General features: G+C 61.2%; 16 protein-coding genes. 10 read left to right on the top strand and 6 right to left on the bottom strand.

Going from position 1 to position 20141, the window contains the following annotated elements; translation table 11 throughout:
* Positions 1-18 precede the first annotated feature (18 nt).
* On the bottom strand, positions 19-1050 hold the full coding sequence (locus ABWL43_RS16115; protein WP_404488430.1) for a WD40/YVTN/BNR-like repeat-containing protein: 1032 nt from the start codon (positions 1048-1050) through the stop codon (positions 19-21).
* A 300-nt stretch (positions 1051-1350) separates the two neighbouring features.
* On the opposite strand from ABWL43_RS16115, the gene ABWL43_RS16120 reads away from it, so the two are divergent.
* The 3 genes from ABWL43_RS16120 (at position 1351) to ABWL43_RS16130 (ending at position 4316) form a co-directional block, all read left to right on the top strand.
* Positions 1351-2466, top strand: a complete 1116-nt coding sequence (locus ABWL43_RS16120; RefSeq protein WP_404483093.1) for a Gfo/Idh/MocA family protein — start codon at positions 1351-1353, stop codon at positions 2464-2466.
* A 714-nt stretch (positions 2467-3180) separates the two neighbouring features.
* Positions 3181-3483, top strand: a complete 303-nt coding sequence (locus tag ABWL43_RS16125; protein ID WP_014717988.1) for a transposase — start codon at positions 3181-3183, stop codon at positions 3481-3483.
* Between the two features lie 8 nt (positions 3484-3491).
* Positions 3492-4316: an IS3 family transposase gene (locus tag ABWL43_RS16130; protein ID WP_404488431.1), complete on the top strand. Its 825-nt coding sequence runs from the start codon at positions 3492-3494 to the stop codon at positions 4314-4316.
* A gap of 735 nt (positions 4317-5051) precedes the next feature.
* On the opposite strand, the gene ABWL43_RS16135 is transcribed toward ABWL43_RS16130, so the two are convergent.
* Positions 5052-6677: a methyl-accepting chemotaxis protein gene (locus ABWL43_RS16135; RefSeq protein WP_404483094.1), complete on the bottom strand. Its 1626-nt coding sequence runs from the start codon at positions 6675-6677 to the stop codon at positions 5052-5054.
* 232 nt (positions 6678-6909) lie between these two features.
* Between ABWL43_RS16135 and ABWL43_RS16140 the strand changes: the two genes are divergently transcribed.
* The 3 genes from ABWL43_RS16140 to ABWL43_RS16150 are packed head-to-tail and all read left to right on the top strand — an operon-like array spanning position 6910 to position 9368.
* Positions 6910-8337, top strand: coding sequence for a nucleobase:cation symporter-2 family protein (locus ABWL43_RS16140; protein WP_145165690.1), 1428 nt, complete (start codon positions 6910-6912; stop codon positions 8335-8337).
* Between the two features lie 12 nt (positions 8338-8349).
* Positions 8350-8811: an LEA type 2 family protein gene (locus tag ABWL43_RS16145; RefSeq protein WP_404483095.1), complete on the top strand. Its 462-nt coding sequence runs from the start codon at positions 8350-8352 to the stop codon at positions 8809-8811.
* The gene (locus ABWL43_RS16150) at positions 8811-9368 is read left to right on the top strand and encodes a GNAT family N-acetyltransferase (protein WP_404483096.1); all 558 of its coding nucleotides are present in this window, start codon (positions 8811-8813) and stop codon (positions 9366-9368) included. The genes ABWL43_RS16145 and ABWL43_RS16150 overlap by 1 nt, the downstream gene beginning before the upstream one ends.
* Before the next feature lie 36 nt (positions 9369-9404).
* On the opposite strand, the gene ABWL43_RS16155 is transcribed toward ABWL43_RS16150, so the two are convergent.
* Positions 9405-10331 carry a carbon-nitrogen hydrolase family protein gene (locus ABWL43_RS16155; RefSeq protein ID WP_404483097.1) on the bottom strand — a complete coding sequence of 309 codons (927 nt, stop codon included), beginning with the start codon at positions 10329-10331 and terminating at the stop codon, positions 9405-9407.
* Between the two features lie 91 nt (positions 10332-10422).
* On the opposite strand from ABWL43_RS16155, the gene ABWL43_RS16160 reads away from it, so the two are divergent.
* On the top strand, positions 10423-11343 hold the full coding sequence (locus tag ABWL43_RS16160) for a LysR family transcriptional regulator (RefSeq protein WP_145165694.1): 921 nt from the start codon (positions 10423-10425) through the stop codon (positions 11341-11343).
* Here the strand turns inward: ABWL43_RS16160 and ABWL43_RS16165 are convergent.
* Positions 11315-11569, bottom strand: coding sequence for a hypothetical protein (locus ABWL43_RS16165; RefSeq protein ID WP_307418555.1), 255 nt, complete (start codon positions 11567-11569; stop codon positions 11315-11317). The genes ABWL43_RS16160 and ABWL43_RS16165 overlap by 29 nt on opposite strands.
* 163 nt (positions 11570-11732) lie before the next feature.
* On the opposite strand from ABWL43_RS16165, the gene ABWL43_RS16170 reads away from it, so the two are divergent.
* Positions 11733-12053, top strand: a complete 321-nt coding sequence (locus tag ABWL43_RS16170; protein WP_106579758.1) for a YqjD family protein — start codon at positions 11733-11735, stop codon at positions 12051-12053.
* Positions 12054-12103: 50 nt separating this feature from the next.
* Here the strand turns inward: ABWL43_RS16170 and ABWL43_RS16175 are convergent, their stop codons facing one another.
* Positions 12104-13141 (bottom strand): Ldh family oxidoreductase, encoded by a 1038-nt coding sequence (locus tag ABWL43_RS16175; protein ID WP_404483098.1) that lies wholly within the window; start codon positions 13139-13141, stop codon positions 12104-12106.
* A 169-nt stretch (positions 13142-13310) separates the two neighbouring features.
* Between ABWL43_RS16175 and ABWL43_RS16180 the strand changes: the two genes are divergently transcribed.
* The gene (locus ABWL43_RS16180) at positions 13311-18467 is read left to right on the top strand and encodes a dermonecrotic toxin domain-containing protein (protein WP_404483099.1); all 5157 of its coding nucleotides are present in this window, start codon (positions 13311-13313) and stop codon (positions 18465-18467) included.
* 19 nt (positions 18468-18486) lie between these two features.
* On the opposite strand, the gene ABWL43_RS16185 is transcribed toward ABWL43_RS16180, so the two are convergent.
* A complete protein-coding gene (locus ABWL43_RS16185) occupies positions 18487-18756 on the bottom strand; it encodes a PepSY domain-containing protein (RefSeq protein ID WP_106579755.1) in 270 nt (89 codons plus the stop codon).
* Between the two features lie 154 nt (positions 18757-18910).
* Here ABWL43_RS16185 and ABWL43_RS16190 point away from each other — a divergent pair, with 154 nt between their 5' ends.
* On the top strand, positions 18911-19906 hold the full coding sequence (locus ABWL43_RS16190; RefSeq protein ID WP_404483100.1) for a FecR family protein: 996 nt from the start codon (positions 18911-18913) through the stop codon (positions 19904-19906).
* The last annotated feature ends 235 nt before the right edge of the window (positions 19907-20141 follow it).

The following is a 20141-nucleotide window of genomic DNA, read 5'->3' on the forward strand; positions in this document are numbered from 1 at the left end:
TGAAACCCCGCCTTCTTATTATTTTGAGAGCTCTGCACCGGCGGCGGAGGCCACACGCACGCCACCCTGCCCGACCAGAATCAAGTTGCCGTTGCCCGCCGCGGTGACCGCCGAGAGTGAAATGCGGTCCGGGCGATTGAACACGCTGAAGGTCTGCCCGTCGTCATGGCTGATCACCACGCTGCCACCGTTGCCGACCACCACCAGCGAACCGTCATCGAGCAACGTGGCGCCGGACAAGCCGAATTCCAGGGCACCCCGCGCCGCGTTCAGCTCAACCTGTTCCCAGGTGCTGCCAAAATCCGTGGAACGGTAGAGATTGCCGCGCAGGCCATAGGCCAACAGGGTGTGGGGTTGAGCGGTACTGATCACGCCAAACAGCGAGCCCTGATACGGGCCTTCGAGCTTTTCCCAGGTCTGGCCGTCGTCACTGGAGCGGAACATGCTGCCCTGCTCGCCGACGATAAACAGCCCGGCGTCCTTGATAGAGGCGATGGCGTTGAGGTGGAACTGGTCTTCGTTGTCGAGGCGGTCGCTGACGTCTTCCCAGGTTTTGCCGCCGTCGGTGGTTTCGATCAACGCACCGTAGGCGCCCACGGCCAGGCCGTGCTCGGCATCCTTGAACCAGATGTCGAGCAAGGGGGCTTCGCGTTTGAGGTCTTGGTATTGCTGGGTCCAGGTGGCGCCGCCATCGGCGCTTGCAAGAATCTGTGCATCGTGACCGACAGCCCAGCCGTGTTTTTCATCGATGAAAAACACCGCCGTGAGCAGTTGCCGAGTCGGCACTTGGGCTTGGGTCCAGGTGCTGCCCTGGTCATCGGAATAGAGGATGTGCCCGCGGTCACCGACTGCCACCAGACGGGAGCCGGCGTGCACCACGTCGATCATCAGGCCTTTGGCGGCCTTGGGGGATTGAATCGCAAATGCCGGCGGTGCGCCGGTTTCATCGGCTGCCAGCACGGGTGTCGACAACACCCCCAGCAGCGAGAGCGCTGTAGCCAGCATCGCAACCTTGCGGGCGACGCGCGGGCGGCAAACAACCCAACCCATGACAGGCTCACTCATAGACCTTTCTCCCGATTTATTATTGTTAGGTCGTCTTGCCTTGCCGGCCTCTGAAACCTGCAATCTAGAGCGCCTGAAGGAAGCAGGGGCCATCCTATCGGGCTTTCGAATCGTCTGACAATCGGCGCTACGTTATCTTTTGTTAACTGGCGGGCGATGACGATGGGCTGAATATGAGTGCATTAGCCAGGCTGATTAATGAATATTTATTCCATCTATTGAATTTAGAGAATATTTATTCCATTAATACACGTCCTGAAAACAATAATCCAAAGGACCACCGCTATGCGTGAACTCGGAATCGGCCTGATCGGCACGGGCTTCATGGGGCGCGCCCATGCCTTGGCGTTCAACAATGCCCGCGCGGTATTCGAACTGCCGGTACACCTCAACCTGGCCGCCTTGGCCGATGCCGACACCGAACGCGCACAGCGTTGCGCTAGCGCATGGGGGTTTGCCCAGGCCCACGGCGACTGGCAGGCGCTGATCAATGACCCCAAGGTCGATGTCGTGGCCATCACCACGCCCAATCACTTGCATTACCCCATGGCCATGGCGGCGATTGCAGCGGGCAAGGCGGTGTATTGCGAAAAACCGCTGGCCGTCAGCCTGCCGCAGGCCGAGGCCATGCGCCGCGCCGCGAGTGCGGCCGGCGTGGTCACGCGGGTGGGCTACAACTACCAGCACAACCCGATGATCAGCCTGGCGCGGCAGATGATTGCCGATGGCGAACTGGGCAAAATCATCAGTTTCCAGGGCGAGTTCAGCGAAGATTTCATGGCCGACCCGGCCTCACCGTGGTCGTGGCGCTGTGACGTGGCCCATGCCGGCGGCGCCCTGGCGGATTTGGGCAGTCATTTGCTGTCGATGGCGCGCTATCTGGTGGGTGAGGTGCACAGCGTGTGCGCCGACACCCAGACCGTCCATGCCCAACGCCCGGTCGTCCACGGCAGCAGTGACTGTAAACCCATCGCGGTGGACGACCAGGTGCACGCACTCTTGCGCTTTGCCAATGGCGCGCGCGGCACGGTGAGCAGCAGCTGGCTCAAGCACGGCTACAAGAACCACCTGAGTTTTGAAATCAGCGGTACGCGAGGCACGCTGGCGTTCGATCAGGAGCGCTTGAATGAACTGCGGGTATGTCGGCTCGGCCAGGACGGATTCCAACGGTTGCTGGCCGGCCCTGCCCTGCCCGGCTATGCCGCGTTCAGCCCGGCGGCCGGGCATCAACTGGGGTACAACGAGTTGAAGACGCTGGAAGTGCACGAATTGATCATGGCGCTGGCGGGGCAAGGTGCGGGGGGCACTGACTTTGAGGGGGCATGGGCGGTTGAGCAGTTGGCAACGGCGATTCGTGTCGCGGCCCGTGAAGAGCGTTGGGTTGTGGTGGGTGAGGTGTGAGCCCGGGGACTTGGTTTGGCCGGGGGGTGTGTCCATTGTTTAACGGGACGCCTAAGGTCAAAAGCAGAGCACGGCGGCCTGACAGCCGACCTGACCTTGAAGGCTGAACTCAATCAAATGTGAGAGCTGGCTTGCCTGCGATGGCATCAACTGGTTGTGCCTGATACACCGAGGTGCCTGCATCGCAGGCAAGCCAGCTCCCACAGAAAAGCAAAGCACTGCGGTGCTGGCAGCTGAACTCGGTCAACTTGTGGGAGCGGGCTTGCTCGCGAAGGCGGTGGGCCAGTGATACATGAGCTGACTGACCTACCGCCTTCGCGGGCAAGCCCGCTCCCACATTTGGATCGCAGTGCATCAGGTAGAGGGGTGGCGTGTGTACCCGGCCAGCTCCCACAGAAAAGCAAAGCACTGCGGTGCTGGCAGTTGCACTCGGTCAACTTGTGGGAGCTGGCTTGCTCGCGAAAGCGGTGGGCCAGTGATACATGAGCTGACTGAACCACCGCCTTCGCGAGCAAGCCCGCTCCCACATTTGGATCGCAGTGCATCAGGTAGAGGGGTGGCGTGTGTACCCGGCCAGCTCCCACAGAAAAGCAAAGCACTGCGGTACTGGCAGCTGCACTCGGTCAACTTGTGGGAGCGGGCTTGAACTGGCCTAATGATTTTGGACACTTCAATCGGGCGCTATGATGGCGCTCAAATCTGAGGTGTTTGGCTATGCGTAAATCTTATTCGAGTGAGTTCAAGCTCAAGGCCGCCAGCATGGTGCTGGATGAAGGTCAGCCTGTTACCGAGGTCTGTGCCAGCCTGGATATTGGCCCTACGGCCCTGCGTCGCTGGGTCGATCAAGTGCAAAAAGAACGCTTGGGTTCTACTCCGGTGGGGGCCAAGGCGATTACCGCTGATCAACGAGAAATCCAGAGGCTCAAAGCTCTGCTCAGGGAGAAAGACCTGGACATTGAAATCCTAAAAAAGGCCAGTGCTCTCCTGCTTTTGGACGCCAAAGATCATTCACGCTGATCGAGGAGCTGGACGAGCAGTACGGCGTTAGAAGGTGTTGCCGCGCGTTCGGGGTCAACCGCAGTAGCTTTTACGCCTGGCGCCAGCGCCAAGGAAAAGAAAATCCTGAGCGAGAGAAACTCAAAGCCGCGCTGGTCAGGCATCACAAGGCGTCGAGAGAATCGGCGGGCGCACGTACTTTGGCCAAAGAGCTGCAAGCTAGAGGGCATCGTGTCGGTCGGTACATGGTTCGCAGTCTGATGCGCGAAGCAGGCATCGCCAGTCGTCAGCGCAGGCGTCATAAATACAAGTCGCCGGGTGTAGAGGCCTTGGTGGCACCGCATGTGCTCAAGCGGAAATTTGATGTGACGGCGGTTAATCAGGTGTGGTGTGGCGACGTGACTTACATCAAGGTCGGCAAGCGATGGTTGTACTTCGCCGTCGTTCTGGATTTGTACGCTCGTAGGATCGTTGGCTGGTCGTTCTCGATGATTTCTGATGCCAACCTGACCTGCGAAGCGCTACGTATGGCGGTGGAGCTACGCGGCCATCCTCAGGATGTGTTGTTTCATTCTGACCAAGGTTGTCAGTACACCAGTCATAAATTCCGAAATGAGCTGCTGAAACAGGGGTTTAGGCAGAGTATGAGCCGTAAAGGCGAGTGTTGGGACAACGCCCCGATGGAGCGTTTCTTTGGTAGCTTGAAATCAGAGTGGGTGCCTGAAAAGGGCTACAAACTGGAGCATGAGGCCCGGGCAGACGTGCAGCGCTATGTCTCGCGCTACAACATCAGCAGACCTCACAGCTACAACGACTACCGGTCGCCGGTCGCGCAAGAGCGATTGACGGCGTAAACCTTAATCGGTGTCCAAGATTACTTGACCAGTTCAGCTTGCTCGCGAAAGCGGTGGGCCAGTGATACATGAGCTGACTGAACCACCGCCTTCGCGGGCAAGCCCGCTCCCACATTTGGATCTCTGTGCATCAGGTAGAGGGGTGGCGTGTGTACCCGGCCAGCTCCCACAGAAAAGCAAAGCACTGCGGTGCTGGCAGCTGAGCTCGGTCGACTTGTGGGAGCGGGCTTGCTCGCGAAAGCGGTCGGCCAGTGATACACGAGCTGACTGAACCACCGCCTTCGCGGGCAAGCCCGCTCCCACAGTTGGATCTCTGTGCATCAGGTAGAGGGGTGGCGTGTGTACCCGGCCAGCTCCCACAGAAAAGCAAAGCACTGCGGTGCTGGCAGCTGCACTCGGTCAACTTGTGGGAGCGGGCTTGCTCGCGAAAGCGGTGGGCCAGTGATACATGAGGCGACTGACCCACCGCCTTCGCGGGCAAGCCCGCTCCCACAGTTGGATCTCTGTGCATCAGGTAGATAGGTGTCGTGTGTACTCAATCAAATGTGGGAGCTGGCTTGCCTGCGATGGCATCAACCCGGTGTACCTGATACACCACGGTGTCTGCATCGCAGGCAAGCCAGCTCCCACCGTAAAGCCGCTCTGCTTGTGCTTGCCCCCCTCAGGTCGGCGCCTGGGCATTGGCAAAAACTGAGCGAAAACAGGGAGCAACGCACACCCAACATGCCTCGATCATCAGATCACGAACCGCGCCACCATCGCGTTCAAATCCACTGCCAGGCGCGATAGTTCGTGGCTGGCGGCGCTGGTCTGGTTGGCGCCGGCTGCCGACTGAGTCGCCAGGTCGCGGATGTTGATCAGGTTGCGGTCCACCTCACGGGACACTTGGGCCTGCTCTTCAGAAGCACTGGCGATGACCAGGTTGCGCTCGTTGATCAAACTGATCGACTGCGTAATCTGCTCCAGCGCCACACCGGCGGCTCGGGCCATTTCCAGGGTGCTTTGGGTGCGCTGATTGCTTTGTTGCATCGACTGCACCGCTTCGCCGGTACCCGTCTGAATGCCGGCGACCATTTTCTCGATTTCCTGGGTCGACTGCGCGGTGCGATGCGCCAGCGCCCGCACTTCATCGGCCACCACCGCAAAGCCACGTCCGGCTTCACCGGCGCGTGCCGCCTCAATCGCTGCGTTGAGCGCCAGCAGGTTGGTCTGTTCGGCAATCGCGCGGATCACGTCCAGCACCTTGCCGATGTCACGGCCCTGCGTCGCCAGGCCTTCGATCATCACCGAGGTGGTTTGTACGTCCTGGGTCATGGTCTGAATCGCGCCGACCGTCTCCACCACACGGTCACGGCCTTCGCGCGCCGCCTGGTTGGACTGACTGGACGCTTCGGAGGTGGACACCGCATTGCGCGCCACCTCTTCCACGGCGGCGGTCATTTCGTTGACGGCGGTGGCGGCCTGGTCGATTTCGTTGTTCTGTTGTTGCAGGCCTCTGGAGGCTTCCTCGGTGACGGCGCTCAATTCTTCGGCAGCAGAGGCCAGTTGCGTGGCCGAACCGGCAATGTGCTGGATGGTCTGGCGCAGGTTGGTCTGCATCGCGGACAAAGCGCCAAGCAGGCGGGCCGGTTCATCCTTGCCAGCATCTTCGACGAGCGTGGTCAGGTTGCCGCTGGCGATGGTTTCGGCCACTTGCACCGCTTTGCGCAGCGGCGCAACGATGCTGCGGGTCAGCAGCCAGGCGAGTAACACCGTCATCAACGCCGCCACCACCGAAACGATGATGATGCCGCTGACGGCCTGTTGGTAGCTGCCTTCAGCGTCCCGGCCGGCCTGGTCGGCATCGACGCTGTTGATGGCGATCAGTTTGTTCAGCTGCTCGCCCATCAGATCCGTACCGTCCTTGATCCGCGTATTGATGAGGCTGCGCATTTCCTCGACTTTGTTCTGCTGGGACAGCGACATCATCTCGGCCTGCGCCGCGAAGTAATTGTCGAGGGTCGCGGCGAAGGCTTTGTACAGCGCCGCCTCTTCCGGGCCTGCCGGCATGACCGCGTAAGCACGCTGGGCCTGCTTGACCTTGTCGACCAACACCGCTACGCGGGTCTTGGCCTCCTCAAGGGCCGCAGGCTCACGGTTGATCAATATCCGGAACGACAGGATGCGCAAGCGCAGGACGTTTTCCGTCATGTTGCCGAGAAATTTCATGCTGGGTAATTGGATGGTGCCCATGTCCAGGGAAGACTGGCGAATCTGTGTCATGCGGTTAACGGCAAATACGCCGAGGATCACGACCAGCAACGCAATGAACGCAAAACCGAGGAACGCGCGCGGGGCAATATTCAGATTACGTAGGGACATAGGGCTGCTCTCGAGAAAGAGTGGGCGAGCGTCCCTGCCGCGACACGATCAGTGGGCGTCAACGCACCGCTCTGATCTTTGGGCACCACTGTTGTAAGAGTTGTGTGGGCTTGAATACGGTATCGGCAGGTGCCGGGATCTAATGCAGGGTGTTTCGAAAAATTTTTACACACTTCTGACGGCCGGCACTTTCTGGCATCCTGCGCCCCCCTTTCCCTACCGGGCCTGTATTGTGTCTGACGCTCAACCCCCTCGCCCCCGCTATAAATCCGACCTGATCTACGGCCTGGAAGATCGCCCGCACTTCACCGCGGCGATTTTTGCCGCATTGCAGCATGTGCTCGCCAGTTTCGTCGGCATCATCACCCCCACCTTGATCGTCGGCGGCGTGCTGGGCCTTGAAAGCGAAGTGCCGTACCTGGTGAGCATGGCGCTGTTCGTGTCCGGGCTCGGCACGTTTGTGCAGGCGCGCACATTCGGCCCGGTCGGTTCGGGTCTGTTGTGCCTGCAGGGCACCAGCTTTTCGTTTATCAGCGTGATTCTCAGCGCCGGTTTTATGGTCAAGGCCCGGGGCGGCGGCACCGATGAAATTCTCTCGACGCTCTTTGGTATCTGCTTTTTCGCAGCCTTTATCGAAGTGGTGCTGAGCCAGTTCATCGGCAAGCTGCGCAAGCTGATCACGCCGGTGGTGACCGGCACCATCATTACCTTGATGGGCTTGTCGCTGATCAAAGTGGCGGTCACCGATATGGCCGGCGGTTATGGCGCCAGCGATTTGGGCGCGGCCGGCAACATGGGCCTGGCGGCGCTGGTGCTGCTGACCATTGTGGTCCTCAACCGCTTCAGCAACCCGTTCCTGCGCCTGGGTTCAATCGTGATCGGCCTGACGCTGGGTTTTGTAGTGGCCTGGTGCATGGGCCGGGTCGATCTGGCAGCACTGCCTCACGTGCCGCTGATCAGCGTGCCGGTGCCGTTCAAGTATGGGTTCTCGTTTGATTGGGTGGCGTTTATCCCGGTGGCGGTGATCTTCCTGATTTCGCCTTTGGAAGCCGCTGGCGACTTGACTGCCAACTCGATGATTTCGCAACAACCGGTCAAAGGCCCGCTGTATATCAAACGCATCAAGTCGGGCCTGCTGGCCGACGGCCTCAACTCGGCCATGGCCGCCACGTTCAACAGCCTGCCGATGGTGACCTTCGCGCAGAATAACGGGGTGATCCAGTTGACCGGCGTGGCCAGCCGCTATGTGGCGTACTTCATCGCCGGCCTGCTGGTGCTGCTGGGGTTGTTCCCGATGATCGGCGCGGTGCTGCAACTGATGCCCAAGCCGGTGCTCGGCGGCGCCACCCTGATCATGTTCGGCACGGTGGCCGTGGCCGGGATCAAGATTCTGGCCGAAGCCGGGCTGCACCGACGCAATGTGCTGATCGTGGCGATTTCCCTGGGCATGGGCCTGGGCGTGGCCGCCGTACCGGAAGTGCTGCGCGACCTGCCCAAGGCGCTGCACAACATCTTCGAGTCGCCGATCACGGTGGGCGCGTTCTGTGCAATTCTGCTGAACATTTTCCTGCCCGAAGAGTTCATAGAGCTGGAAGAAGATGAATTTGATCCGGAGTCCTCTACCCTCAAGGTCATGCAGGACCCGGACGTCACGAAATAGGAGCACCTTTTTATGCGCAAGCTCATGGTTCTATCGTTACTGCTGCTGACCTTGAGCGCCTGCGCGCTGTTCCCCAATCGCGACCCGGTCAACATCAGCGTGGTCGGCATCGAGCCGCTGCAAAGCCAGGACCTGGAAGTACGATTCGCCGTGAAACTGCGCGTGCAAAACCCCAATGACACGGCGATCGACTACAGCGGCGTAGCCCTGGACCTGGACGTCAATGGCCGGCCGTTGGCGTCGGGGGTCAGTGACCAGTCGGGCTCGATCCCACGGTTTTCTGAAACCGTGCTGAGGGTGCCGGTGAGTGTTTCGGCGTTTTCCGTGTTGCGCCAGACCCTGGGCCTGAGCCAGACCCAGAGCTTGAACAACCTGCCTTATGTGCTGCGCGGCAAACTGGCGGGTGGCCTGTTTGGCACCCTGCGTTTTGTCGAGCGCGGCACGCTGGACCTGCCGAACACGGCGACCTGGTGATGACCCGCCAACCGGTACTGTTTACCCAACGACTGATCCTGCGCCCGCTGGTGCTCGCGGATGCCGAGGCTATCCAGCAGCAGTTCGCACATTGGGACGTGGTGCGCTACCTCAACGCCGACGTGCCTTGGCCCTACCCGGCCGATGGCGCGCGCTGCTACCTGGAACAGGTCGCCTTGCCGGCCATGGCACGGGGCGAACAGTGGCATTGGTCAATCCGCCTCAAGAGTGCGCCGGAGCAGTTGATCGGCAATATCAGCCTGATGGACGAAGAGGACGATAACCGCGGCTTCTGGCTGGGCCCGCAATGGCAAGGCCAGGGCTTGATGACCGAAGCCAGCGCGGCGGTGACCGAGTATTGGTTCGAGGTACTCAAGCGCCCGGTGCTGCGTGTGCCCAAGGCCGCGCCCAATATAGGCTCGCGGCGGATATCCGAGCGCACCGGCATGCGCTTGATCAGGTCGCAGGAAGGTCGGTTTGTGGAAGGCACCTTCGCGCGGGATATTTGGGAAATAACCCGCGAAGAGTGGCTCAACACACTACCTACCACGCGGTAAGCGCCGGGCTTGCCGGCACCTGCGCCTTGGCCGGCTTCACTCGGTGAGGGTGCGCACACCCGGTTTGGCGCGCTCATCCACGACCAGCTCAAACACATCCGGCCGCGCGTAATGCCCCACCACGTCATAGTCATAACGTGCCCGGACGAGGTCATCGGTATTGATCTGCGCGGTCAATAACCCGGCCTCTCCCACCAACGGCCCGGCCAGAACATCGCCCATCGGCCCGATAATCACACTGCCGCCCGCGATCAACGCACGGTCTGACGGCCAATTGGCCACCTGCACGCCAAGCGCCGCAGGCGAGGCCTGCACCTGGCAAGCGCTGACCACAAAGCAACGCCCTTCATGGGCAACGTGGCGCATGCTCACCTGCCACATTTCGCGCTCATCCACGGTCGGCGCGCACCATACCTCCACGCCCTTGGCATACATCGCGGTGCGCAGCAGCGGCATCATGTTTTCCCAGCACACCGCACCCCCGATGCGGCCTACGGCGGTGTCGATCACCGGCAAGGTCGAACCATCGCCCGTGCCCCAGATCAACCGCTCGGTCCCGGTGGGCATCAGCTTGCGGTGTTTGGCAACCAGCCCGCCGTTGGGCTCGAAATACAGCACCGTGCAATACAACGTGCTGCCACTGCGCTCGATCACGCCAAGTACCAGGCTGGCACCGGTGCGGGCAGACAACTCGGCCAGCGCTTGCGTCTCGACGCCCGGCACGTCGATCGCATTGGCAAAATAGCGTGCAAAGGCTTCGCGCCCCTCCGGCAGGCGATAACCCAGCTGCGTGCCGAAGCTCTCGCCCTTGGGATAGCCGCCCAGCAAGGCTTCAGGCATCACCACCAATTGCGCACCGCTGCGCTTAATCTCGTGTTCATAGCTCAGGATTTGCGCCAGGGTTTGCGCTTTGCCTTCCGGCAAGGCACCGATTTGCAAGGCAGCCACGGTAGAAACGGGCATCACGATCACTCCAGATAAGGGGGGTTGCCCATTCTCCGGGCAGCCGCGATCATGAATAAAGCCCACTTCAGTGCTGAATGATATGAGCCAAATGAATATCGCCCAGGTTGACTTGAACCTGCTGAAAACCTTCGAAGCCCTGCACGACGAGTCGAGCGCCAGCCGCGCCGCCTTGCGCCTGGGCGTTACCCAGTCGGCGATCAGCGCAGGCCTGCGGCGTTTGCGCGACGTGTATGGCGACCAATTGTTTGTGCGCACCGGCCGTGGCCTGGCGCCGACGTTGCGCGCCAATCAGCTCAAACCGGTGATCAGCGAAGCGCTGGACCGCTGCCGACAAAGCCTGGCCATGGTCCACCCGGACAACCATGACTATCACGGGCGTTCAGTGGTCCTGGGGTTATCCGATGACTTCGAGATTGCCTACGCCCGCCGGCTGATGGAGGCCATCGCCGGCTGTGCGCCCAAGCTGCGGGTGATCTTCCGCCAGACCCACAGCCAGATCGTCGCCGCGGCCCTGCTCGACCGCAGCCTGGACCTGGCCATCACCGCAGGCGGGTTTGCCGAGCGCAGGCTGAGTCGACAGGTCGTGGGCGAAGGGGATTATCGCTGCCTGGTCGACCCGGACAGCCTGGCGCCCAGCCAGCACGCTATCAGCCTGGATGAGTTCGTCGCGCGCGAACATGTGCTGGTGTCGTCGGGCGGGTTTATCGGGATCACCGATGAAGGGTTGGCGGCGCAAGGGCTGAGCCGCCAGGTGTGCGCGTCCACCAGCCACTTTGCCGCGCTGCCGTTTCTGCTCAAGGGCAGCACGGCGGTGGCGACGATACCCGGGCATGCGGCCCAGGCCATTGCGCACATGACCGGCTTGCGGGTACTGCCCTGCCCGTTGGCGCTGCCGTTTTACCCGGTAGAACTGGGCTGGCGCACCCAGGCGCAGCTTGATCCGCTGTTGCTCAAGGTGCGCGAGGCGATTGTGGCGTGCTTTATTTCGCCGCGGCCATCAGCTTGTTGACTTCGCTGCGCACCATGTTGGAAAACTCCGGCGGCGACATGCCGTCGAGTTCTGCCCGCACCCATTCAGCCCACTTGCCCTTGCGCTTGCCGCGCTCGCCGAACAAACGCGCCGCTTCGCCCTTGGCCTTGCCCAGGTTGGTCTGCCACAGGTCGTAGAGGCGTGACTTTTCATCTTCCAGCTCGGCGCGTTCGGCGAGGGTTTTATTGGCGAGATTGAAGCTCATGTGGAATTACCTGCTGCATAAATAGGCGACATCTTACACTGTAGGTCGAAATTTCCTGATTCGGATTTTGCCCAAAAACAGGCCCCGGCAAAAAAACTGCAACTTTTGCTGCCGCCCGACACTCCATTGTTCACTGTCACATTCACCTGCAAGGAGTCACACAATGGCCCGCAAATCTGCCGCCCAAGCTGTCGAAGATCAAATCAAGGATCAAGCTTTCAGTGAACTGACGGCGTTGATCGAAGAGTCGGACAAACTGCTCAAGAGCAGCGCCTCCCTGGTAGGCGAAGAAGGCGAAACCCTGCGCGAACAGGTCGCCATCAAACTCAAGCAAGCGCTGGAGTCGGTCTCCAACGTGCGCGAGCGCAGCAAGCCGGTAGTCGACGCGACCGAAACCTACATCGGTGGCCATCCATGGCAGACCGTGGCCATCTCCGCAGGTTTCGGCCTGGTGGTGGGGTTGTTGCTGGGTCGCCGTAACTGATACACCGTACCTGATGCATGGGGGGCTGCGCCGTTGGCGCAGCCCCTTTTTTACGTCTCCAGCAAGGCCTGCAAGCGCGCCAGCTCTTGTGCGTCCAGTTCAATACCTTGTTGCTGCGATTTCGCCCGTGTGCGGTGACGTCGATCCCCCGGTAAGCGCCGCAACCCCGCCGCATGCATCTGCCGCACCAGTTCCTGGCTGCGTTCGGCGAAGTTTTGCCCGGCCGTCTTGCTCGGGTCGATGACGATCAGCAATTGCCCGGTCCAGGGTGTCCGCGCGCCCGGATGATCGGCCCAGTTGAATTCAAACGAGAAATTGCCTCCCGTCAACGCCGCCGCCAGCAACTCGACCATCATCGACAAGGCCGAGCCCTTGTGCCCGCCAAAGGGCAACAGCGCGCCGCCTTCAAGCACGGCTTTGGGGTCCTGGGTCGGCTGGCCGAGGCTGTCAACGCCCATGCCCGGCGGCAAGCGCTCGCCCTTGCGCGCGGCAATCTGCACGTCGCCGTGGGCGATGGCGCTGGTGGCCAGGTCGAAGACGATGGGCGAGCCGTCGGCGCGCGGTGCGGCGAAGGCGATGGGGTTGGTGCCGAACAGCGGCCGGTCGGCGCCGTGGGGCACCACGCAGGTCATGCTGTTGACCACGCTCAACGCCACCAGCCCTTCTTCGGCGAAGGGCTCGACGTCCGGCCACAGCGCAGCAAAGTGATGTGAGTTGTGAATCGCCAGCAGTGCGATGCCGGCGCTGCGAGCTTTGTCTACCAACAGCGCGCGCGCCGCTTCAAGGGCCGGCTGGGCGAACCCGTTGCCGGCATCCACGCGCACGAAGCCGGACGCCACATCCGTGACCACGGGCGTGGCCTTGCCGTCGACCCACCCGCTGGCCAGCGTGCTGAGGTAACCGGGGATGCGGAAAATGCCGTGGCTGTGCGCACCGTCGCGCTCGGCGCTGGCGCAATTGCGCGCCAGGATCGAGGCGACCTGCGGCGAAGTGCCGTGCTTGACGAATATCGCCTGCAGCAATCCCACCAGGTCATTGAAACCGATGAATGCTGCAGGACTGTCAACGAGCGGGGACTGGGCAGACATCTGTAGCTCCGATTTTATAATTGGAAGAGACAACAAGAATCCAGACCGCCGATTAAACAACGCCTCCTGTGCCTGCTGTCAACGGGCGCTTGCGTTATCTACCGCCAAGCGTGCTGTGCGACCTCCTACTTTGGCGCTTGATGACCGCCGCGTGGAAGGAGAGCACCCCATGACGCACGTGACACCGCCGTACTTTTTCGATGAGTTCCTACGGACCGTCAAACGCAAAGCCCCGACTGCGCGAGAGCGCGCGCTGGGGTTTTCGGTCAAGGACCTCGATTGGCTGCACACGCTCTACTACGCCACTGATGCAGCGCGCCAGAATGAGGCGCTGCACGGCTACCCGATGAAGGTGGAAAGGCTGCTGGCCACCGCTGAGGGCAAGCCCGCCATCGTGCTGGCCGGGGCGTTTATGATGAGCCCCACACCCGATGCCAGTAAGGCCGTGCTCTACAGCCCCTATGGCGGCCTGGAGCTGTTCGACAGCCGCGCCGACCTGCTCATGGACGTACAGGAGCGCCTGACGCATCCGGCCAAGCGCGAAGAGTGGCTGCAGTTTGTGGCCATCGGCGAGCGTGATGCACTGCCGGTCAATCTGCACCTGGCGGTGAGCACCGCCGTCATTCCGGGCGCGGTCATGGAAGACCAGGAGCAGGCCATCCTGGCCGGCCAACAAAAAAATGTGGCCGCGATGCTCGACCAGTTGCGCAAGCTCCCCAGCCTGCACTGGATGCTCGACACATTGCTCACCATCATGGCCCGGACCTGCTTTCCCGGCCTCAACCAGAGCGATACGCGGGTTAATCTTTTCAGCCAGGCCTCGACGGCAGCAGACCGTCGCTGGGTCGCCTCGATGCCACTGCGCGATGCGCTGCTGCAGTTTTACGTCAAGCAGGCCTGGCCCTCGGGGCAGACCCACACGTTCTTCAACATCGGCCATGACACCCGCGCATTTACCGAGGCGCAACTGGCCGAGGACCAGCAACGCTGGGACAGCCTCGTCGAACAAACCGGCAGCCTCCTTTCGAGCCTGTTGCACAGCCTGCTCCAGACCTACTGGAACGAAGACTTCGACGGCGGGCAATCACGCCTGCGGTTTTTTGCCCGGGTGATGAGTGACAAGTTTCGCGCCGACCTGTTGTTCAAACACCAGAATACGATCCTGAGCACTGAAGAAAGCCAGGCGCTGCGCGCCCTGTTTCTCTCGAACCAGGCTGCCCGCGCCACCTACGCCAGTAGCCTGAGCGTGGAAAAAGTGCGCGTTCACGCGCCCTATCATCAGACGGTGGAACTGGCCAGCACCTTGCTGATCAGCTACACCCACGCTTATCTCTACACTCAGTCGCGCGGTCTGCAGGTACTCAAGGACATGAATGCCCTTAACGACACGCTGCGGGTCATGCTCAGGACCGCCGGGCATGAAGATGAGCTGCTCAACTTCGTCTCGCTGGATGAGCGCAGTCTGTTTGTCGGCACGGACCCGTTGCACGTCACGGGCCATCCCGTGGTCGGCAATGTCTTCGAGGAGATGATCGAAGACATCGCGGCCAAACAGTTCAACAACCTGGAACATGCGTTGGGCCTGTATCGGCGCGGCGCGGGCAGTATCGACCTGGCCGCTCTGCTCGACAGTGCGCTGGACCTGCGCACCCTGCTCGACAGCCGTTTGATGGAGCAGGAGACCGAGGGGCGCTGGAGCGTCCACCCCATCACCACGGGCAGTGGCCAGCCCGGCACGGTCATCGCGGAAAAGGCCAAGGCGCACTTGCAGCGGCTGCACGCGGTCGATGCGGCACTGGTGCTCGAACGCAGCAAACACAGGCCCCTTCGCGCGCTGGCAGCCCACGCCCTGGAGGCAGAGTTGGCCAGCAGGCACCTGGCCCTGAGTGCCGACACTATTGAGATCAACACCTACGCCACCACAGCACTGGAGCGCGAAGAGCGCCCACCGCAGACCTCGTTGAACATGGTTGAACACTTCATCGCGCGGCTCGCCCGGCAGGCCAGCGCCTTGACCGGCTCCAGCCGGAGCGGGTTTTACCAGCGGCGCAAAGGCGTCGCCTACCAGGTGCCGAGTTTGACCGTGGCCACGTTCAACGCGGTCATCGAGCGGGTCTTGAGCTCGTTTACGCAAGGCTTGCGCGCGCTGCCGCACCTGCTGGTGGACACTCACCCTGTGCATCTTGGCCAGGCGATGTTTCAGGGCCTCAGTGGCGAAGCTGAGCTGAGGCGCTTGTCCAAGACTTTGCCGCCGGCTCATCTCGGGCTGCTGGCCAGCGTGCTCAATGCCGACAGCATGGACAGGCTGACACGCCACGGCCTGAACGGCTTTATACCGGATGCCTATGGCCTGACCTTGAAGGTCGGTACGCAGACCGCGCTGCAGCCCCTGGCCAATTGTTTTGTGCTGTCGGAACGCGGCGGCCTGGACGTTCTTCATTCCGGTGCGGCGCTGCTATGGACGGTGAGTCGCGGCTATGAGGCGTTTGATTCGATCCAGGCCTTGCGCGATGAATTGGGGCAACGCTTGCAAGATGAGCAGGCGCGCCTGCCCCTTGTCGAAAACCTGCCGGCGTCGAGGCGTGTGCCTCATCAACGCCTTCAATTGGGCCCGATGCAACGCATCGACGATCATTTGCTCAACAACCGTCAACAGTCCTACAACCAGTTCCTGTCGGGCGAGGTTGATCACCTGCTGTCGATGCCAGTGAGCGTACAACGCTTTCAGGACTGCATGGACGCGCTGATCCGGCGGGCGCCGCCGTCCAACCTGCAAAGGGCTGTCACGCTTACCCGCGCCCTGGTCAACCAGCAGGCGCTGCCGGTATGGCTGGGCATGGCGCAGCCGTCAGAGCAGATCCTGCATGCCGAACTGCTTGAACAATATCGCCTCAGTGCGCCGGACGAGCGTGACTATCTGCACAGCATCACGCCCTTGCGCGAACAGGTCATGAGCACGCTTTCAACCCTGCTCAATGCGCGCTTTCCCGGGCAGGTGGTCAACCCGGACAACATACTGATTCCTGCGCGTATCGAACGCGAAGGCACCATTCAAACGCTGACGGACTTCGCCCTGCGGCACCTGCCCGCATTGCGTGCCGAGCAGATCCGCCCGATTTCCCGTACTGCCACGCCGCTGCCGTCCACGCTGGACGGTAATGCCGTGGTGCAACTGGTTCGACAGCTGGACTTGAAAAGCCTCTACCAAGCATTGCTGACCAGTCACTTGGGCGGTCAAACCGAAGACACACGCCAGCGCCGTCACCTGTTCTGTCGGCAGTTGCCCTGGCAACTGCTGCAATACGCCCATGAACAAAAACTGGATGGGCGGCTGTCCGGCTCGGCCTGGAGTTTTATCCGGCAGGTGTTGGATATGCCCGACGCTGTGGCTCGCGCCGCCGTGCGCGGTGTGACGGCAACCATTCGCCCGCTGGAACTGATAGCCACCGAGGGTGCAGCCCTGGTCAAGGCCTTGGGTTGCTACCTGATCGGCCCGCACGCCGACGCCTCCGCCCCAGTGGTTTTGTACGCGCCCTACAGCCCCCAACATGTGTTGAGGGAATACGCGAATGAAGCCGCCCTGCTCGATGAATTCAGTACGCCCGGGGCCTTGCAGGAGTGGATCGTGGGTCAGCTGGAAACGGCCCATCAGGCGACTTACCGCCATCTGCTGCAGCCGCAAGGGCGTCAGCAGAACGCGGAGATTCGTCTGGGCTCATCACCCATCAGCGGTAACCTGCTCAACCGTCTGTTTGCCGACAACAGCGAGATGCTGAACCGGATGCTGAGCTGCCAGTTCACGCTTGCGGGCAAAACACAGTGGGAGGCGATCACCCGCCTGCTGACCAGCAAAATCCCCAAGACCCTGCAGTTGATGGCGGGCAAACTCACATACCCGCTGGTGGTGTGGCGCAGCTACAAACTGTTCAAAGTGTCTGCCGAAGACTTGCAGCAACACCGCTGGGCGCACGCCTTGAAAACTTTCGCGCTAGGCGTGGCCGAAATGGCCACCTTGCGCAAAAGCCTGGAGAGGGTTTTGCCCGATGCGCCAACCCCCGCGGAGCAACCGACGCTGGAGCAATGGCTCAAGGCCCCTGCCCCCACCGCGACCAGCCTGGCCGAGCAGGACCTGACGGCGCCGCTGCGTACGCACCTGCAAACCTTTGAACACCACGACACTGCCCTGGCCGACCTGACAAAAAGCGCCTACAGCCACGTGTACCACGATGACATCGGCGCCCTCAGCCTGGTGCCGCTGGCGGGCAAAGTCTACCCCGTGAAAAAAGCCGGTGAGCACTGGCGCATCAGCAACGGTGCACAGCAAGGCCCTTATTTGCAGCGCAACGCCCTGGGCGAGTGGGTGCTGGACCTTGACCGGCATCACCCGCGCTTTGGAAAAACCCTGAGCCGCTACGCAGGCAGGCTTTCCACCCGTGCAGCCGAGCGGGAAGCCATCAATATCGAGGCCGTGGGTTTGCGGGAAATCGCCGCGCTGTCCAGCTGGAAGGCGCACTGTATCGACGAAGCGCTCAACGTTGCGACCTACTATGCGGTCACCTGCAAGCGCAACATCGTCAATTTTGCCGTGCTGAGAGCCCCGAACAGTCGGGTCGGACGTTTTTTAAGTGAGTTGTTCGGCGTCATCACGATGACCGCTGAACAAATGCACAGGGTTGAACGGCGAGTCGACGAAGTGCTCGATGAACTGGTCAATCCCACCCTGACCGCCCCCGACTCGATGCGTTTTGTCAGCGGTATCCACCGGTACAGCCCACACGACACCTTCGCCTTCGTGTTGCCCAACGACGCCGAAAAGAAGATCTACCTGCTGGACCGGTTCTTCGACCCACCCATGGACATCTATAAGAACCGCTTGATCGTCCCGTTCGACATTTCGGCGCACGCACGCGCGACGACGTTGATTCACGAGATAACGCACTTGATTTCCGCGACCGAAGACCTGGCCTACCTGGACACCATGCGACCGTTTACAGACTTGATCAATGTACACGTCAGCGGCGCGCCGTTGATGTTGATGGACCTTGCTCACCTGCGCGACACAGCACTGTCAACCTTGACGCCGGCGACGATGCTGTTCAAGACCTGGGATGTGTTCAGCGAGCAATGGGAGGATTTTGGTGACCGTCCCTGGACCCGAGCCTTGAAGAATAAAGTGTTAAACACCACCGGAGCGCGGACGCTCAACGACGCCCGGGCGATCTTCATGAGCGATCCGGACAAACGCATCGACACCATTCTGGCGAATGCCGACTCGGTAACTTACTTGATCTGCCAACTGGGCCGAGCGCTGGATGCGGGAGCCTGAGCAGGCTCCCGGCAGGACGTCAGTCTTTCTGGTCACGCAGGATATTGCCCGAAGCGCCATCGATACGCGCTTCATAGACGACGCCATCGGACTTACGCCCTTTGACTTCCCAGTAGCCTTTGTCATCGGCTTCGGCGCTGTAGACTTCGACATACCCGGCCTTGGCCTTGGCGGTTTCAATGGCCTTCTCGATGGTGATCCAGCCCGCGCCCGGTTTATCCGCCAGGGCTGCGCCAGCGCTGAGCAGCGCGGTGGTTGCACACAGGGCGACTAAGGTTTTCTTCAGCATTTTCGTACTCCATTGGGGGGAATGACGGACTCATGTCCTCTGTTTTTCTGATGTTTTCAAACGAGAATAAGTTCCAATTGATGTGCAATCGCCATGATGGCTGTTCTCGCCATCCGCCTCGGGAGGTTAGAATGTGCGAAATCAGGATGAGTTAATGAGCGAAAAGTCCCTTTCAGAAGCCGAATATGACGCCATCACCGACGCCGCCGCGCATTGGTGCATGCGCCTGCATGCCGATGACTGCACGGCGGGCGAACGTCAGGCTTTTGCAGATTGGCACGACGCCCATCCCCTGCACGCCTTCGAATACGCGGCCATGCTGGAAATCTGGGACGTGGCCGATCAGCTCCCACGCAGCGAGCCGGCGCCGGTGGTGCGGGCGTTCAAGCCGCGCAGGCGGCTGCGCGCCTACGCCGTTGCCGCAGCCGTGTGCCTGGCGGCCTTGCCGCTTGCCGCCCTCACGGGCTGGGAAACGGGCTGGTTGCCCAGCTCGTATGAACACTTCGAAGCCACCCAGGGCCTGCGCAAGATCACCCTCGGCGATGGCAGCCAGGTTGAGCTGAACCTGGGCACCGAGTTGGTCTACAGCCATTACAAGGACGAGCGCCGGGCGACCTTGAAAAAGGGTGAGGCGTTTTTCAAGGTCGCTCACGACAGCCATCACCCCTTCATCGTGCGGGCTGGCGACGGCCAGGTGCGCGTCACGGGCACGCAATTCAACGTCTGGAAATACGAGGACCAGGTGCGGGTAATGCTGCTTGAGGGCTCGGTACAGATTTCCAGCGACGCCGTGCATGGCAGCGTGCCGCTGACTCTGGGCATGCAGGCGAGCTACCACACAGGCGATGCTACGCCGCAAATCGCCGCGATCAGCCCCAATGACGCCGCGCTTGCCTGGCGCCAGGGCAAACTGGTGCTCGACAACCTGGCGCTGGCCGATGCATTGCCACTGATCAACCGCTACCTGAATAAACCCGTGATGCTGGCAGACACCACCACCGGGACCATTCGCATCGGCGGCATCTACAACATCAACGAGGTCAACAACCTCGTCCCCTCCCTGCCCAAGGTTTTGCCGGTCTACCTGACCCAGAACCAGGACGGCAACCCCGTGCTCAATTCGATTCCACGTAAAGCCCCCAAAGGCTGATGCCCTTTGCATCAACGGGACCGCTTGCGCCCTGAGTGTCCATTTTTGAAACACATGTGTGCCCTGAACCGCCCGTGCTGAGCGGATTCATCGTTCTGTCACACCGACTGTTTCAGCCATGAGACAGCCTTGAGGCGGGGCCGCCTATGCGCGGCCACAGGGGCACTGTCTCAACGCTGATACAGCACGGCCATCACTTCGCCTTGCTTTGATCCCAACCCTCTGAATTTCAAAA

The sequence above is a fragment of the Pseudomonas sp. HT11 genome (assembly GCF_044875395.1).
GTDB lineage: Bacteria > Pseudomonadota > Gammaproteobacteria > Pseudomonadales > Pseudomonadaceae > Aquipseudomonas.